The sequence below is a fragment of the Acidovorax soli genome, assembly GCF_014207955.1.
In the GTDB taxonomy this organism is placed as follows: Bacteria; Pseudomonadota; Gammaproteobacteria; order Burkholderiales; family Burkholderiaceae_C; genus Acidovorax; species Acidovorax soli_A.
In genome coordinates, this window is sequence record NZ_JACHLK010000005.1 from 269,932 (window position 1) to 284,904 (window position 14,973).

Below are 14,973 nucleotides of genomic sequence, written 5' to 3' on the forward strand. Positions count from 1 at the left end.
CGTAGGGCAGCGACGAAAATGGCGGGTGGTTAACCCGGCAGCAGGCAGATCGTCAGCAGCAGCGACGAATCCTTGATGGCCTTGAGCGCGTGCGGCGAGCGTGGCGCCAGGTGCACGAAGTCACCGGGCTGGAGCAGCTGAACGGAATCGCCGGCGTGGAATTCCACCGCGCCTTCCAGGCACTGCACGGTGGCTTCGCCCGGGGTCTGGTGCTCGCGCATGGACTTGCCGGTGGGCAGCACCACGCGCATCACCTCCAATTGGCCGGCCTTGAGGATGGCCGAAGTGGTGGCCTGGGCCAATTGCGCGCCCAGGGGGCGCACGCTGGCCACTTCTCCGGATTGTGCGTGGGGCAGTGCCATGCTCTTCTCCTTCACCGTTGTCGTGGGGCTGCGATGGCTCCCACTGTGCCTGCGAAGGCGGCTTGAAGCAAGCCGTGCCCACCCCAAGGCGGCGATGGCCTACACCGAGCGGCTGCGTGCCAGCGGCGGGTTCCTGGCGAAGTAGCGCGTGATGCCGCGCATCAGCGCATCGGCCAGTTGCACCTGGTAGGCGGGGCTGCGCAGCTTGGCCTCTTCCTCGGGGTTGCTGATGAAGGCGGTCTCGACCAGCACGCTCGGAATGTCGGGCGCCTTGAGCACGGCAAAACCGGCCTGCTCCACGCGCGGCTTGTGCAGCTTGGCCATGTTGCCGATCTCGCCCAGCAGCACGCTGCCCAGCTTGAGGCTGTCATTGATCTGCGCCGTGGTGCTCATGTCCAGCAGCATGCGCTGCACATGGCGGTCCTGGCTCTGCACATTGAGGCCGCCCACCAGGTCGGCCTGGTTCTCCTTGTTGGCCAGCCAGCGCGCGGCCGTGCTCGATGCGCCGCTCTGGCTCAGCGCGAACACGCTGGCGCCGCGCGCCGCCGGGGTGGTGAAGGCATCGGCATGGATGCTCACGAACAGGTCGGCCTGCACGCGGCGGGCTTTCTCCACGCGCGTGCCCAGGGGCACGAAGAAGTCGCCGTCGCGCGTGAGAAAGGCGCGCATGGGGTTGCCGCCCACGGTGGTGGCGTTGATGCGGTCGCGCAGCAGGTGGGCCACTCGCAGCACCACGTCCTTCTCGCGCGTGCCGCCGGGGCCGATGGCACCGGGGTCTTCGCCGCCATGGCCGGGGTCCAGCGCCACGATGATGATGCGGTCGGTCTGCGTGGCCGTGGCCTTGTTGTTGCCGCCGCCCCGGGCCGGCGGTGCCACCGCCACCGCGGGCGGCGCAGGGACCGGGTCGGGTGGCGCCAGCGGCGCCTGGGGGGGCGGGCGGTTGGCGTGCTGGGCGATCAGGTCGCCCAGGGGGTCGCTCTCGGCCGAAGGCGGTGCGGGCGCGGGCACGGGAGGGCGTGCCGGCGCGGCCGCCACCGCCGGTGCAGCGCTGCTGCGGCCGCCCGAGGTCTCGCGCAGGCGCTCGGCGATCAGGGCCTCCAGCGGGTCCACGGGCGCGGCCGGGTACAGATCGAACACCAGGCGGTGCTGGTAGGCGGCCACGGGGGGCAGGGTGAATACCTGGGGCAGGGCGGCCTGCTTGAGGTCCACCACCAGGCGCACCACGTTGGGGGCGTTCTGCCCGACGCGGATGCCCGCGATGTTCGGGTCGTCGGGCTTGACCTTGGCCACCAGCTCGCGCAGCTCGGGGCTCAGGTCGATGCCCTCGATGTCCACGGCCAGGCGTGGCGGCGTGGTCACGAAGAACTGCTTGGCGACCAGCTTGCCGTCGGACTCGATGGTCACACGCGTGTATTCGGGGGCGGGCCAGACGCGCACGGCCAGGATGGTGGCGCCGCGGGCGATTTCCTGCATGCCCAGCAAAAGCACCAAACTGCCCGTCTGCAGCAGCGTGCGGCGGGAGGGCTGGCGTGTTGCCGGGCGGGGGGGCAGCTTCATTCGTTCAGAGTCCTTGCAGCAGCCGCTGGCCGGCGGCAGTAGGGGCGTGCACGGTCACTTGCCTTTCGGTGTCGTCAATTGCTTCAATGTGTATAGCAAGGTCGGCAGGCGGGGTCAGCGCTGCGGCCTTTTCCGGCCATTCTGCCACCTTGAGGCCCGGGTTGGCAAAAATGTCCCTGAATCCGGCGTCTTCCCATTCGCGCGGATCGTCGAAGCGGTAGAAGTCGAAGTGCCAGACGGTGCTGGCATGCGGCGCCAGGCCTGGGGCTTCGTGGGGCTCCACCACGGCATAGGTGGGGCTCTTGATGCGGCCCTGCACACCCAGGGCACGCAGCAGGTGGCGCACCAGCGTGGTCTTGCCCGCGCCCAGGTCGCCATGCAGGGTGATGAAGGCATGGGCCAGCAGCGGTGGCTGGGCGGCCAGCCGCTGCGCAAAGGCGGCGGTGTCGTCCTCGCCGTGCCAGTGCCAGGTGCGTGCAGCGGGAACCGCCGCCGGTGCTGCGGGGCTTTCTACAATCTGGCCGGTATGTGGTGCAACAGTCAACTCGTTCCTCAAATGCAGGAGTGGGCCCGCGAGCTGGGATTTTCCCAAATCGGCGTGGCGGGGGTGGATTTGTCTGCCGCCGAAGACGGTCTGATGCAGTGGCTGGCCCAGGGGTTCCATGGCGAGATGCACTACATGGCCGCACATGGCACCCGCCGCGCCCGCCCGGCCGAGCTGGTGCCCGGCACCGTGAGCGTGATCACGGCACGCATGGATTATCTGCCGCGCGGCAAGGCCATGGAAGCCTGGCAGGAGGCGGAGCTGTCGCGCCTTGCGCGCCCGGGCGAGGGCATCGTCTCGGTCTACGCCCGGGGGCGCGACTACCACAAGGTGCTGCGTGCGCGGCTGCAAAAACTCAGCGACCGCATCGCCGAGGCCGTGGGTCCCTTTGGCCACCGCGTGTTCACCGACTCGGCCCCCGTGCTCGAGGCCGAACTGGCCTCGCGCAGCGGCCAGGGCTGGCGTGGCAAGCACACGCTGGTGCTCAACCGCGAGGCCGGCTCGATGTTCTTCCTGGGCGAGATCTATGTGGACATGCCCCTGCCCGAGAGCGCACCCGTCACGGCACACTGCGGCAGCTGCAGCGCCTGCATCGATATCTGCCCCACGCAGGCCATTGTCGCGCCGCACCGGGTCGATGCACGCCGCTGCATCTCCTACCTGACCATCGAGCATGGCGGCCCGATTCCGCTGGAGTTCCGCGCGGCCATGGGCAACCGCATCTATGGCTGCGACGACTGCCAGCTGGCCTGTCCCTGGAACAAGTTCGCACAGGTGAGCCGCCTGCCCGATTTCGACGAGCGCGCCGGCCTGTCGGGCCAGCAGCTGGTGCACCTGTTCGCCTGGGACGAGGCCACCTTCCTGCGCATGACCGAGGGCGGGCCCATCCGCCGCATCGGGCACGAGCGCTGGCTGCGCAACGTTGCCGTGGCCCTGGGCAACGTACTGCGCCTGAGCGAGGACGAGGGCGTGCGCGCGGCGCTGCAGTCACGGGCCGAGGACGCCAGCCCGCTGGTGCGCGAGCATGTGGCCTGGGCGCTGGCTCAGGCCGCCAGCAGTCCGGTCTCCCGGAGCGTCTCCACCAGCCCCTGAGCGAAGCGCTCGTAGCCCGCCGCATTCGCGTGGATCTGGTCGGAGCGCAGCGCCGCGTCGGCCAGCACGCGGGACCATCCCTTGCGGTGCAGGGGGATCTTGAGCGCGCTGGCGATCTCTTCGTACATCGCGTGGTCGTTCAACTGGCCCAGGGTGGCCATGACCGTGAGCTCCGGCACGGCCACCAGCAGCACCTGGGCACCGGCGGCCCGCGCGTCTTCGCAGATCCTGCGCACGTTGGCGCGCGTGGCGCTGGCGCTCTGGCGCCGCAGGAAGTCGTTGCCGCCGATGCCCACGATCACCAGTGTGGGCTGGTGCTTGCGCAGCAGGTCCGGCAGCCGCTGCAGGGCCTGGGCCGAGGTGTCGCCCGAGATGCCGCCATTGACCACCTTCCAGCCAGTCAGGCGCTGCAGCACGGCGGGGTAGGCGTTCTCGGCCGATGCGCCCACACCCGCGGTCAGCGAATCACCGAGCGCGAGCACGGTGGACCCGGACGGAATGGCCTGGGCGCGCGGCGGCTTGCGCCCGCAGCCTGCCAGTGCCAGCAGGGCACCTGCTGCCAGCAGGCGCCTGCGCGCCAGGGCCGGGGCGGCAGTCACCGCAACACCCCGAGTGCAAAGGGCAGGCTGACCACGCCGAGCACGGTCGACAAGGTCACCAGCCCCGCCACATAAGGGCCGTTGTAGCCCATGCGCGCGGCCAGCACATAACAGGTGCTGGCCGTGGGCAGGGCCGAGAAGGCCAGCAGCACGGTGGTCTGCACGGGGTTGAGGCCGAAAAGCCGGCCCATGCCGAAGGCGATCACGGGCAGCACCAGGTGGCGGATGGCCAGCACCGAGACACTGAGCGCCTTGCCGCGCGTGAGCAGGCCGAACTGCATGCCCGCGCCCGCTGCCATCAGCCCCAGCGCCAGGGATGCGGCGCTGATGCGCGTGACGGTGGGCTCGATCCAGCCCGGGATGCGAAAGCCCAGCAGGTTGGCCACCAGGCCCGTGACGGTGGCCACGATCAGCGGGTTGCGCACCAGCTCGCGCAAGAAGCCATGCTCACCCTGGCGCGCCATGGGCCAGACGGCCGCCACGTTGAACAGCGGCACGCACACGCCGATCAGCACGGCGATCATTAAGAGGCCCTGGGCGCCTGCGAGCCGCTCGGCAATGGCCAGGCCGATGAAGGAGTTGAAGCGAAAGGCGATCTGCGCGCTGGCCGCGTGGTCGCGCGCGTCCAGGTGCTTGCCCAGCACCGGCCAGCGCGGCAGGCTGTAGGCCAGTGCGATGCCGGCCACGCCGGTGAGCATGCCCGCGGCGATCAGTCCCGAGGCGGCACCGATGTCCACCGGGCTCTTGACGATGGACTGGAACAGCAGCACCGGGAACAGCAGGTAGTACACCAGGCTCTCGACCGGCTGCCACACCGAGCGGTTCAGCGGGGTGAAGCGGCACACCAGATAACCGCACAGGATCAAGGAGAAATCGGGGAGCAGGAGCTGGGCATAGTTCACCATTCGAGGATAAACCAAGCTGTCGCTGCCTGCGGGTAAGCCCCTATGTGGAATCCATAGGGGAGCGTGCCCGGCATTGCGCATACCATTGCCTACCACCAAGTAAACCACCATCAGGAGAAATCAATGCAACGTCGCCAATGGCTCGCGCTGACGCTGGTGGCTGCCGCAGGATCTGCCGCAGCCCAGGGCTACCCCAACAAGGTCATCAAGCTGCAGGTGCCTTTCGCCCCCGGCGGCACCACCGACATCATCGCGCGCGTGATCGCCGACCCGCTGGGCAAGGCCCTGGGCCAGAGCGTGATCGTGGAGAACAAGGCCGGTGGCGGCGGCATCGTGGGGGCCAGCGAGACCGCGCGCTCGGCGCCCGATGGCTACACCCTGGGCGTGGCCACGGTGTCCACCACGGCGGCCAATCCGGCCATCAACCCCAAGACGCCGTACAACCCGATCACGGATTTCACGCCCATCATCAACATCGCGGCCACGCCCAACATCATCGCGGTGCACCCGAGCTTTCCGGCCAAGGACTACAAGGCCTATGTGGCCGAGCTCAAGAAGGCGCCCGGCAAGTACTCGTACTCGTCCTCCGGCACGGGCGGCATCGGCCACCTGCAGATGGAGCTGTACAAGAGCCTCTCGGGGACTTTCGTCACGCACATCCCCTACCGCGGCGCAGGCCCGGCGCTCAACGACACGGTGGCCGGCCAGGTGCCGATGATCTTCGACAACCTGCCCTCGGCCCTGCCCTTCATCAAGGAAAACCGCCTGGTGCCCATCGTGGTCGCGGCACCCCAGCGCGTGGCGGCCCTGCCCAATGTGCCCACCTTCAAGGAAATGGGCCTGGAGCCCGTGAACCGCATGGCCTACTACGGCATCCTGGGCCCCAAGGGCCTGCCCAAGGAAGTGGTGGACAAGGTCAACGCCGCCGTGCGCAAGGCCCTGGAAGACCCGGCCGTGAAGAAGCGCATCGAGGACACCGGCTCCATCGTGATCGGCAACACGCCCGAGCAGTTCGCCGAGCAGATCAAGGCCGAGTTCGCTGTCTACAAGGACGTGGTCGCCAAGCAGAAGCTGTCGCTGGAATAAGCGCTGCGGACCTGTCCTGCACGAGAGCCGCCCGGAGTCCGGGCGGCTTTTTTACGTGCTATCGTTTTCCATGCTCACCACCAGCCTGAATGCGATCGACACCTTCGTGGATGCCCTGTGGCTGGAGGACGGCCTGTCGCGCAACACCCTGGCCGCCTACCGCCGCGACCTGACCCTGTATGCGCAGTGGCTGGCCGAGCACCATGCCGAACTGGCCCTCGATGGCACGGCCGAGCAGCACCTGCAGGACTACTTCGCGGCGCGCCACGCCGAGACCCGTGCCACCTCGGCCAACCGGCGCCTCACGGTGCTGCGGCGCTACTTCCACTGGGCGCTGCGCGAGCGCCGCATCCATGCCGACCCCACGGTGCGCCTGCAGGCGGCGCGCCAGCCCCTGCGCGTGCCCAAGACCCTGTCGCAGGCCCAGGTCGAGGCCCTGCTGGCCGCACCCGACATCGGCAACCCGCTGGGCCTGCGCGACCGCACCATGCTGGAGCTGATGTACGCCAGCGGCCTGCGCGTGACCGAGCTGGTCACCCTCAAGACCTTCCAACTGGGGCTCGCCGAGGGCGTGCTGCGCGTCACCGGCAAGGGCAGCAAGGAGCGCCTCGTGCCCTTTGGCGAGGAGGCGCGCCAGTGGCTGCAGCGCTACCTGGCCGAGGCGCGCGGTGCCATCCTCGGGGGGCAGCAGACCGATGACCTGTTCGTGACCCAGCGCGGCGCCGGCATGACGCGGGTGATGTTCTGGGTCATCGTGAAGAAATGGGCGGCCGTGGCCGGCATCACCACGCCGCTGTCGCCGCACACGCTGCGCCATGCCTTCGCCACGCACCTGCTCAACCACGGCGCCGACCTGCGCGTGGTGCAGCTGCTGCTCGGGCATGCCGACATCTCCACCACCACCATCTATACCCACGTGGCGCGCGAGCGGCTCAAGGCGCTGCACGCGCAGCACCACCCGCGCGGATAGGGACAAGGTTCACCACAACACCAAAAGGAGACAACCATGAAAAAGTCCTTGATTGCCCTGCTGCTCCTGGCCAGCACCGGCCTGGCCCTGGCCCAGGCCTGGCCCGCGGCCAAACCCATCCGCCTGATCGTGGGCTACCCGCCGGGTGGTGGCATCGACTTTGCGGCGCGCACCGTCCAGACGCCGCTGCAGGAAGCCCTCAAGCAGCAGATCGTGGTGGACTACAAGCCCGGCGCCGGCGGCCTGCTGGCGGCCGGCGAACTGGTGCGCGCGCAGCCCGATGGCTACACCATCCTGCTGGCCAACACCGGGCCCTTCGCCATCGCGCCCTACCTGCAGCGCAAGCTGCCCTACGACCCGCTCAAGCAGTTCACCTACATCGGCCAGATCAGCCAGGGCAGCTACATCGCCGTGACCTACCCGGCGCACCCCGCCAAGGACCTGAAGGAATGGGTGGCCTGGGCGCGGGCCAATGCCGGCAAGGTCAACTTCGCCTCGGGCGGGGCGGGCACTTCGACCCACCTCAATGGCGAACTCATGAACCAGGCCATCGGCATGGACATCACCCACGTGCCCTACAAGGGCAGCGCGCCGGCCCTGCAGGAGCTGATCGGCGGGCAGACGCAGCTGCTGATCGACGCCGGCACCGTGCTGCTTCCGCAGATCAAGGGCGGCAAGCTCAAGGCCCTGGCCGTCACCGGCGCCCAGCGCGACCCGCAATTGCCCGACGTGCCCACGGTGCGCGAGCTGGGCCTCGGGGCCATGGAGTCCGTGGGCTTCCAGGGCCTGGTGGGCCCGGCCGGCATGCCGCGCGAGGTGGTGGACAAGCTCTCGGCCGAACTGGCCAAGGTGCTGGCGCAGCCCGATATCCAGGCCAAGTTCGCCGCTGCCGGGGCCCAGGTGCACCCGCTCGGCCCTGCGGAGTTCACGGCATTCGTGAAGGGCGAAAATGACAAATGGGCCAAGCTGATACGCGAGCGCAAGCTGCAATTGGACTGAAGTGAAACACCCCCTGAGTCGCTTCGCGCCTCGGTGTGTCCGCCAGAGGCGGCCACTCTTCGGGCATGTCCAAGCCTGCGCAGGCAGGCTTGGAGCCGCGGCCCTCAGCCCCTCTTTCATATTGCTTCGCAATCTGGGAGGGGGACGCCCCCAGTGCACGCAAGCGAAGCGCCGCCTATGCTGCTTGGCGGCCCTTGCACGGGGGCGCTGGCGTGGGCTGCGCCAGTTTCACGCGTCGCGGGTGGCGCACCGGGCAATGAACAACTGATGAACGACAACAGGCAATGAAAATGGCAATCGAGAACACGGTGGATGGAGGCCGGCGCGCTGCGCTGGCCATGGCGGCATGCGGGGTGGCGGCGGCAGCGCTGGCCCCTGGCCTGGTGCGGGCGCAGGCGCCGGCCTGGCCCACGCGGCCGGTGCGCATCGTGGTGGCCTACCCGGCGGGCGGCGTGAGCGACGTGGTGGCGCGCCTGCTGGCCGACAAGCTGGCGCCCGTGCTGGGCCAGCCCGTGGTGATCGAGAACAAGGCCGGGGCCAGCGGCAGCATCGGCATGGATGCGGTCGCCAAGGCCACGGATGGCCACACCCTGGGTTTTGCGGCCATCAGCCCGCTGGCGCTCAATCCGCACCTCGGTGCCTCGCCCTTCGACCCGGCCAAGGACATCGTGCCCGTGGCCACGGTGATGTACTCGCCCGTGCTGCTGCTGGGCACGCCGGCCAGCAGCGCGCGCGATTTCCGTGACCTGCTGGCCCAGGCCAAGGCCAAGCCGGGCAGCATCCGCTGGGCCACCTCGGGCCAGGCCTCGCTCGGCCATATCATGCTCGAGCAGGTCATGCACACCGCGGGCGTGCAGATGACCCACATCCCCTACAAGGGCGGTGGCCAGCAGATGAACGATGCGCTCAGCGGCCAGTTCGAGATCCTCTCCACCAATGCCGGGCCGGCCGTGCTCCAGCACATCAAGGCCGGCAAGCTCAAGGCCCTGGCCGTGGGCGCGCCGGACCGGCTCGACACCCTGCCCGACGTGCCCACGCTGGCCGAGCTGGGCCAGGGCGCGGCCAACCTGTCCTCGCTGTTCGGCGTGTTCGCACCCGCTGGCATGCCGGCGGCCGTGGTGGCCCGGCTCAATGCCGAGATCAACAAGGTGCTGGCCCTGCCCGAGGTGCGCGCCAAGCTCGATGCCTCCGACAACGTGCCCCTGGGCGGCACGGCAGCCGACTTCGGCAAGCGCATCGCCGCGGAATCCGAGGCCAACCTGCGCATCATCCGCGCTGCGGGCATCAAGGGGCAGTGAAGAGTTGACCACGCCGGAATGACAAAGGGGAGCCGAGGCTCCCCTTTCTTGTGCTCCGCGCAGGCTCAGTCTGCGTTGAGGTTTTCGGCCCAGGTCAGCGCCTGCAGGTGGGCCCAGTTGACCTGGCGGTTGGACAGGTGCAGGGCCTCGGCCGTGCGCGCGAACACCACTTCGTCGCCGCTCTCGCAGGCCTTGGTCAGCTCCAGGAAAGGGGCGAACACGCCGGTGTTGTGCAGCAGCGCGTCGGTCACGGGTTGGGGCAGGGCCACGGACTCCAGGGCCTTCTCGATGGGCACGTTGAGCATGGTGTCCAGCAGCGAAAACACCCCCACGACGAAGGCGTTGTCGCATTCCTCGGGCGGCAGCAGTTCGGTGGCCAGCAGCTCCATCAGGCGGCCGCGCACCACGGCGGTCTGGCCCACGGCCGGCGGCGATCCATCGGCGCGCGAGGTCGTCATGAGCAGGGCGGCCCAGCGGAACAGCTTCTTGAGGCCCAGGATCATCACCGCGTGGCGGAACGAGGTGATCTCGCACGACAGGCCGAAGCCCGAGGAGTTGATGAAGCGCAGCAGGTTGAAGGACAGCGTGGGGTCCTTCTTGAGCAGGTCCTCGATCTCGGCCGTGCTGGCCTGCTTGCGCACCAGGTTGATGAGCTGGATGATGGTGGCCTGCGAGGGCCGGATGGTGGTGGCCTTGACCAGCGAGGGCTTGGCGAACCAGAAGCCCTGGAAGAGCTTCACGCCCAGGTCGGACATCATCTTGAACTGCTCGGGCGTCTCCACCTTTTCGGCCACCAGCGTGGCCTTGGCGTAGTTGCCGGCGAACTTGACCAGAGGAGCGGCCAGCTCGGGCTTGAAGGCCTGCATGTCGAGCTTGATGTAGGCCGCCAGCGGCATCCAGTTGCCGTAGGCGCGGCGCAGCGCATTCTGGTTGAATGCCAGGCGAAAGCCGCGGGCGCGCAGGGCCTCGAGCACGGGCACGCGGCCGTCGATCTCTTCCTGCGTGGCACCGTCGGGCAGCGTGGGCACTTCCAGCACCACCTTCTCGGGGTGGATCAGCTCCAGGTGGCCGCCGGCCAGGCTGTCGTGCGTGCAGTTGATGAAGACGGTCTTCTTGCCCACCAGGGCTTCCGTGCCCGCGTAGGACAGGGCGTTGAACAGCAGCGCGGCATCGCTGGCTGCCGTGTGCGAGGCGCTGGCGGTGGAGCGGTCGAACAGCTCGTAGCCATACACGGCACGGTGCTGGTCCACGATGGGCTGGCGCGCAATGATGGCCAGGTTGCTGTCTTCGACGTTCTCCTGGGTCGGGTCGACTTCGGAGGCGGCTTGTTCAGGGGTGGTCGACATGGGCGCTTGGATAGGAATAGGCAATGGGGGCTACGGGTCAGATTCTAGACCCGCTCCCACAATCCTTCTGTATGCAAATTGCACGCCATTCCTGCGTGGGGGTCAATCTCAATCCTCGGTCAGCTGATCGGCCCAGGCAAGGGCCTGCAGGTGGGCCAGGTTGATCTGCTGGCTGGTCAGGTGCAGGGTGCCGGCGGCGCGGTGGAACACGGCGTCGTCGCTCGACTCGCAGGCTTCGGCCAGGGTCAGCAGGTCCCCGAGGAAGCCCTCACGGCGCAGCAGCGCGGCCGCGGCGGTCTCGGGCACGTTGAGCAGGCCGATGGCCGACTCCATGGGGATGGACAGCATCACGTCCAGCAGCGAGAAGATGCCCACGACGAAGGCCTGGTCGGCCTCGTCGGGCGGCAGTGTCTCCAGCGCCAGCAGTTCCATCAGGCGGCCCCGCACCACGGCCGTCTGGCCCACGGACGAGGGCGCGCCGCTGGTGCGCGAGGCCGTGAGCAGCAGGGCGGCCCAGCGGAACAGCTTCTTCAGGCCCATGAGCATCACGGCCTGGCGGAAGGAGGTGATCTCGCGGTTCAGTCCAAAGCCGGCCGAGTTGATCAGGCGCATGAGGTTGAAGGCCAGGCCCGCATCCTTCTTGAGCACTTCCTCGATCTCGTCGGTGCTGGCCTGCTGGCGCACCAGGTTGATGAGCTGGATGATGCTGCTTTGCGCCGGCGTGAGCAGCTTGGCCTCGACCAGGGCCGGGCGCGCGAACCAGTAGCCCTGGAACAGCTGCACGCCCTGGGTGGAGACCATGTCGTACTGCTGGGCGGTTTCCACCTTCTCGGCGATGAGTTCGGCCTGGGAATGGCGTCCCGCGTAGCTGATCAGCACTGCCAGCTGGTCCGCGGCCAGCACCGAGAGGTCGAGCTTGATGTAGTCGGCCAGCGGCAGCCAGGGGGCGTAGGTCGACTGCAGCACCGTGTGGTTGAACGCCAGGTGAAAGCCGCGCTCGCGCAGCCCCGAAAGGATGGGCAGGCGCGCCTGCACCTCGTCGGCGGCCGCGTGGCCCAGGGGCGGGATCTCCAGCACCACCTTGTCCGGGTCGAGCAGCTCCAGGTGGCCGCCCGAGAGGCTTTCGTGCGTGCAGTTCACGAAGATCAGCTTCTTGCCCACGAGCTCTTCGGTGCCCGCATGCGAGAGGGCATTGAAGATCAGGATCACGTCGCTGGCCGCCGTGTGGGAGGTCTCGGTGCGCGAGCGGTTGAACAGCTCGTAGCCGACCACGACCTGCTGGCCATTGACGATGGCCTGGCGCGCGATCATTGCCACGGACGTCTGGCCAGCGGCTGTGCTGGCGGGGTAGGTTCTTCCATTGGCAGGATGGGTGGACATGGATCGTGGATGCGTTGGCTGGACATGGGGGACGAAAGGGCTCGGGTCATTCTAGAGCGAGTCATCAGGCATCTCGGTTGTCCGCAGCGCTGTGTGCTACCCGCAGGGCATGAAACTGGCGCGGCCAAAGCCAGCGCCCCCGTGCAAGGGCCGCCCTGCCGCGCAGGCGGCGCTTTGCTTGCGTGCACTGGGGGCGTCCCCCTCCCGACTCGCGCAGCGAGTCGAGAGAGGGGCTGAGGGCCGCGGCTCCAAGCCTGCCTGCGCAGGCTTGGACGTGCCCGAAGAGCGGCCGGCTCTGGCGGACGCATGGAGGCGCGAAGCGACTCAGGGGGTGTTTCATGTCAGCCCTGCTGGAGCCATTGCAGTTCGGTGTCGGTGAAACCGGCCGCGCGGCGCGCTGTGTCGTTGAAAGGGGGCTTCAGGCGCGGCGCCTCGTACTGGCGCACCAGCACGCCGTAGTGGGCCTCGGGCTCCAGCCCCTGGCGCGTGCACAGCCAGCGGTACCAGTGGTTGCCGATGGCCACATGGCCGACCTCGTCGCGCAGGATCACGTCCAGGATGTCCACGGCCGCCAGGGCATCGGGCGTGCCCACCTGGCGCAGCTTGCGCTGGATCTGGGGCGTGGCATCCAGGCCGCGCGCCTCCAGCGTACGCGGCACCAGGGCCATGCGCGCCACGACATCGTGCTGCGTTTTCTCGCACATGGTCCACAGGCCCTGGTGGGCCGGGAAGTCGCCGTAGTCGTGGCCGTGGGCGCGCAGGTGGTTGCGCAGCAGGCCGAAATGGGTGGCTTCCTCGGCGGCCACGCGCAGCCAGTCGAGGTAGTAGGCGCCGGGCATGCCGTCGAAGCGCCAGATGGCGTCGAGCGCCAGGTTGATGGCGTTGAACTCGATGTGGGCAATCGCATGCAGCAGCACCGCCCGGCCTTCGGGTGTGGCCGGGGAGCGGCGTGCCACTTCGGTATGGCGCAACAGCACCGGGCGCTCGGGGCGGCCCGGCAGAGCCTCTGGATCCGAGGGGCCGAGAGGGGCTTTTTCTGCTATTGAAAGATGAGCTGCCTGCGCATGCAGGCTCAGCGACTGCGCCGCTTTTTGCTCAGGGTCTGCAAGGCACAAGACCTGCAGTGCACGTTGGCGTAGCTCCATCCTTACAATTCTAGGCCCTGCCTTTGCGCAACGCTGCAAACGCTTTGTAACCATTGGCAGGCACCCCGGTGCGAACACTACTACTCATTTGTCTGGAGACTGCGGTATGGCGATTTACGAACTCGATGGTGCAACGCCCCAGGTGGCGGCTTCGGCCTGGGTGGCCGACAGCGCCCAGGTCATGGGCAACGTGGTGCTGGGCGAGGATGCGAGCGTCTGGTTCGGCACCGTGGTGCGCGGCGACACGGAAAGCATCACCATCGGAGCCGGCTCCAACATCCAGGACGCCAGCGTGCTGCACGCCGACATCGGCAAGCCCCTGGTGGTGGGCGAGCGCGTGACCGTGGGCCACCAGGTCATGCTGCACGGCTGCACCATCGGTGACGAGTCGCTGATCGGCATCGGCGCCATCGTGCTCAACGGCGCCAAGATCGGCAAGCACTGCCTGGTGGGTGCAGGCGCCCTGGTGACCGAAGGCAAGGAGTTTCCCGACGGCTCCATGATCATCGGCAGCCCCGCCAAGGCCGTGCGCGAACTGAGCCCCGAGCAGATCGAGGGCCTGCGCCAGAGCGCGCAGCACTACATCGACAACGCACGCCGCTTCCAGCGCGGCCTGCACCGGGTCGGCTGAGCGGCCGCACCCGACTTTTTCAACGGAACCCCATTGCGTGTCTGAACTCCACAAATTCCTCTTCGAGGGCCTGCCCGTGCGCGGCATGCTCGTGCGCCTGACCGATGCCTGGACCGAGATACTGCGCCGGCGCGCCGGCAACTCGGCCACCGGCTCCTACCCCGCCCCCGTCACCGAACTGCTCGGCGAGATGGCGGCGGCCGGCGTGCTGATGCAATCGAACATCAAGTTCAATGGCGCGCTGGTGCTGCAGGTGTTTGGCGACGGGCCGGTGAAGCTGGCCGTGGCCGAGGTGCAATCCGACCTCTCGCTGCGGGCGACGGCCACTCTCACGGGCGAGGTGCCGGCCGATGCGCGCCTGAGCCAGATGGTCAACGTGGGCGGCGGCGGGCGCTGTGCCATCACGCTGGACCCCAAGAACCGCCACCCCGGCCAGCAGCCCTACCAGGGCGTGGTGCCGCTGCACGGCGACCACCACGAGAAGCTCGAACGCCTGTCGGATGTGCTGCAGCACTACATGCTGCAATCCGAGCAGCTCGACACCGTGCTGGTGCTGGGCGCCAATGACCAGGTGGCGGCCGGCCTGCTGATCCAGCGCATGCCCGTCAAGGGCGAGGGCAACCTGGCCGAGGGCCTGAGCCACCGCGAGAACGAGGACCAGATCGGCCACAACGAGGACTACAACCGCATTGCCCACCTGGCCGCCAGCCTGACGCGCGAAGAGCTGCTGGGCCTGGACGTGGACACCATCCTGCGCCGCCTGTTCTGGGAGGAAAAGCTCGTGCGCTTCGAGCCCCAGCAGGGCGAGACGGGCCCACGCTTCGCCTGCACCTGCAGCCGCGAGCGCGTGGGCAACATGCTGCGCAACCTGGGTGCGGCCGAGTCCGAGAGCATTCTGGCCGAGCGTGGCGAGATCGAAGTGGGCTGCGAATTCTGCGGCCAGCAATACCGCTTCGATGCGGTGGATGCGGCGCAGATCTTCGTGGAGCCGGCCATCATCCAGCCGCAGGGCCCCACGGGCATGCAGTAGGCGGCGGTCGGGTCAGCCACACATGGTGT

At 68.4% G+C, this 14,973-nt stretch carries 15 protein-coding genes; 7 read left to right on the forward strand and 8 right to left on the reverse strand.

What is annotated here, in order from left to right; genetic code table 11:
• Nucleotides 1-29: 29 nt before the first annotated feature.
• From HNP48_RS15275 to tsaE, 3 genes are all read right to left on the reverse strand, one after another.
• Nucleotides 30-362 (reverse strand): cupin domain-containing protein, encoded by a 333-nt coding sequence (locus tag HNP48_RS15275; RefSeq protein WP_184858375.1) that lies wholly within the window; start codon nucleotides 360-362, stop codon nucleotides 30-32.
• A gap of 99 nt (nucleotides 363-461) precedes the next feature.
• Nucleotides 462-1,919, reverse strand: coding sequence for an N-acetylmuramoyl-L-alanine amidase (locus HNP48_RS15280; RefSeq protein ID WP_184858377.1), 1,458 nt, complete (start codon nucleotides 1,917-1,919; stop codon nucleotides 462-464).
• 4 nt (nucleotides 1,920-1,923) lie between these two features.
• Nucleotides 1,924-2,463, reverse strand: coding sequence for a tRNA (adenosine(37)-N6)-threonylcarbamoyltransferase complex ATPase subunit type 1 TsaE (tsaE, locus tag HNP48_RS15285; protein ID WP_184858387.1), 540 nt, complete (start codon nucleotides 2,461-2,463; stop codon nucleotides 1,924-1,926).
• 12 nt (nucleotides 2,464-2,475) lie between these two features.
• Here tsaE and queG point away from each other — a divergent pair, with 12 nt between their 5' ends.
• Nucleotides 2,476-3,555 (forward strand): tRNA epoxyqueuosine(34) reductase QueG, encoded by a 1,080-nt coding sequence (gene queG / locus HNP48_RS15290; protein WP_184858389.1) that lies wholly within the window; start codon nucleotides 2,476-2,478, stop codon nucleotides 3,553-3,555.
• On the opposite strand, the gene HNP48_RS15295 is transcribed toward queG, so the two are convergent.
• Nucleotides 3,507-4,154 carry a GDSL-type esterase/lipase family protein gene (locus HNP48_RS15295; RefSeq protein WP_409362559.1) on the reverse strand — a complete coding sequence of 216 codons (648 nt, stop codon included), beginning with the start codon at nucleotides 4,152-4,154 and terminating at the stop codon, nucleotides 3,507-3,509. The genes queG and HNP48_RS15295 overlap by 49 nt on opposite strands.
• The gene (locus HNP48_RS15300) at nucleotides 4,151-5,059 is read right to left on the reverse strand and encodes an AEC family transporter (protein ID WP_184858390.1); all 909 of its coding nucleotides are present in this window, start codon (nucleotides 5,057-5,059) and stop codon (nucleotides 4,151-4,153) included. The genes HNP48_RS15295 and HNP48_RS15300 overlap by 4 nt, the downstream gene beginning before the upstream one ends.
• Before the next feature lie 123 nt (nucleotides 5,060-5,182).
• Here HNP48_RS15300 and HNP48_RS15305 point away from each other — a divergent pair, with 123 nt between their 5' ends.
• The 4 genes from HNP48_RS15305 to HNP48_RS15320 all read left to right on the forward strand — a co-directional run bounded on the left by HNP48_RS15305 (nucleotide 5,183) and on the right by HNP48_RS15320 (nucleotide 9,412).
• Nucleotides 5,183-6,145 (forward strand): tripartite tricarboxylate transporter substrate binding protein BugE, encoded by a 963-nt coding sequence (locus HNP48_RS15305; protein ID WP_184858392.1) that lies wholly within the window; start codon nucleotides 5,183-5,185, stop codon nucleotides 6,143-6,145.
• A gap of 70 nt (nucleotides 6,146-6,215) precedes the next feature.
• The gene (xerD, locus tag HNP48_RS15310; protein WP_184858395.1) at nucleotides 6,216-7,115 is read left to right on the forward strand and encodes a site-specific tyrosine recombinase XerD; all 900 of its coding nucleotides are present in this window, start codon (nucleotides 6,216-6,218) and stop codon (nucleotides 7,113-7,115) included.
• Nucleotides 7,116-7,151: 36 nt separating this feature from the next.
• Nucleotides 7,152-8,114, forward strand: coding sequence for a tripartite tricarboxylate transporter substrate binding protein (locus HNP48_RS15315; protein ID WP_184858397.1), 963 nt, complete (start codon nucleotides 7,152-7,154; stop codon nucleotides 8,112-8,114).
• A 290-nt stretch (nucleotides 8,115-8,404) separates the two neighbouring features.
• Nucleotides 8,405-9,412, forward strand: coding sequence for a Bug family tripartite tricarboxylate transporter substrate binding protein (locus tag HNP48_RS15320; RefSeq protein WP_409362560.1), 1,008 nt, complete (start codon nucleotides 8,405-8,407; stop codon nucleotides 9,410-9,412).
• Between the two features lie 65 nt (nucleotides 9,413-9,477).
• Here the strand turns inward: HNP48_RS15320 and HNP48_RS15325 are convergent, their stop codons facing one another.
• The 3 genes from HNP48_RS15325 to HNP48_RS15335 all read right to left on the reverse strand — a co-directional run bounded on the left by HNP48_RS15325 (nucleotide 9,478) and on the right by HNP48_RS15335 (nucleotide 13,283).
• A complete protein-coding gene (locus HNP48_RS15325) occupies nucleotides 9,478-10,758 on the reverse strand; it encodes an EAL and HDOD domain-containing protein (RefSeq protein ID WP_184858398.1) in 1,281 nt (426 codons plus the stop codon).
• 108 nt (nucleotides 10,759-10,866) lie between these two features.
• Nucleotides 10,867-12,138: an EAL and HDOD domain-containing protein gene (locus HNP48_RS15330; RefSeq protein WP_184858400.1), complete on the reverse strand. Its 1,272-nt coding sequence runs from the start codon at nucleotides 12,136-12,138 to the stop codon at nucleotides 10,867-10,869.
• 341 nt (nucleotides 12,139-12,479) lie between these two features.
• Nucleotides 12,480-13,283: a ferritin-like domain-containing protein gene (locus HNP48_RS15335; RefSeq protein ID WP_184858402.1), complete on the reverse strand. Its 804-nt coding sequence runs from the start codon at nucleotides 13,281-13,283 to the stop codon at nucleotides 12,480-12,482.
• 106 nt (nucleotides 13,284-13,389) lie between these two features.
• On the opposite strand from HNP48_RS15335, the gene HNP48_RS15340 reads away from it, so the two are divergent.
• The gene (locus HNP48_RS15340) at nucleotides 13,390-13,914 is read left to right on the forward strand and encodes a gamma carbonic anhydrase family protein (protein ID WP_184858404.1); all 525 of its coding nucleotides are present in this window, start codon (nucleotides 13,390-13,392) and stop codon (nucleotides 13,912-13,914) included.
• A 37-nt stretch (nucleotides 13,915-13,951) separates the two neighbouring features.
• Entirely contained in the window at nucleotides 13,952-14,944 is a 993-nt protein-coding gene (locus HNP48_RS15345; RefSeq protein ID WP_184858406.1) for an Hsp33 family molecular chaperone HslO, read from the forward strand.
• Nucleotides 14,945-14,973: the final 29 nt, after the last annotated feature.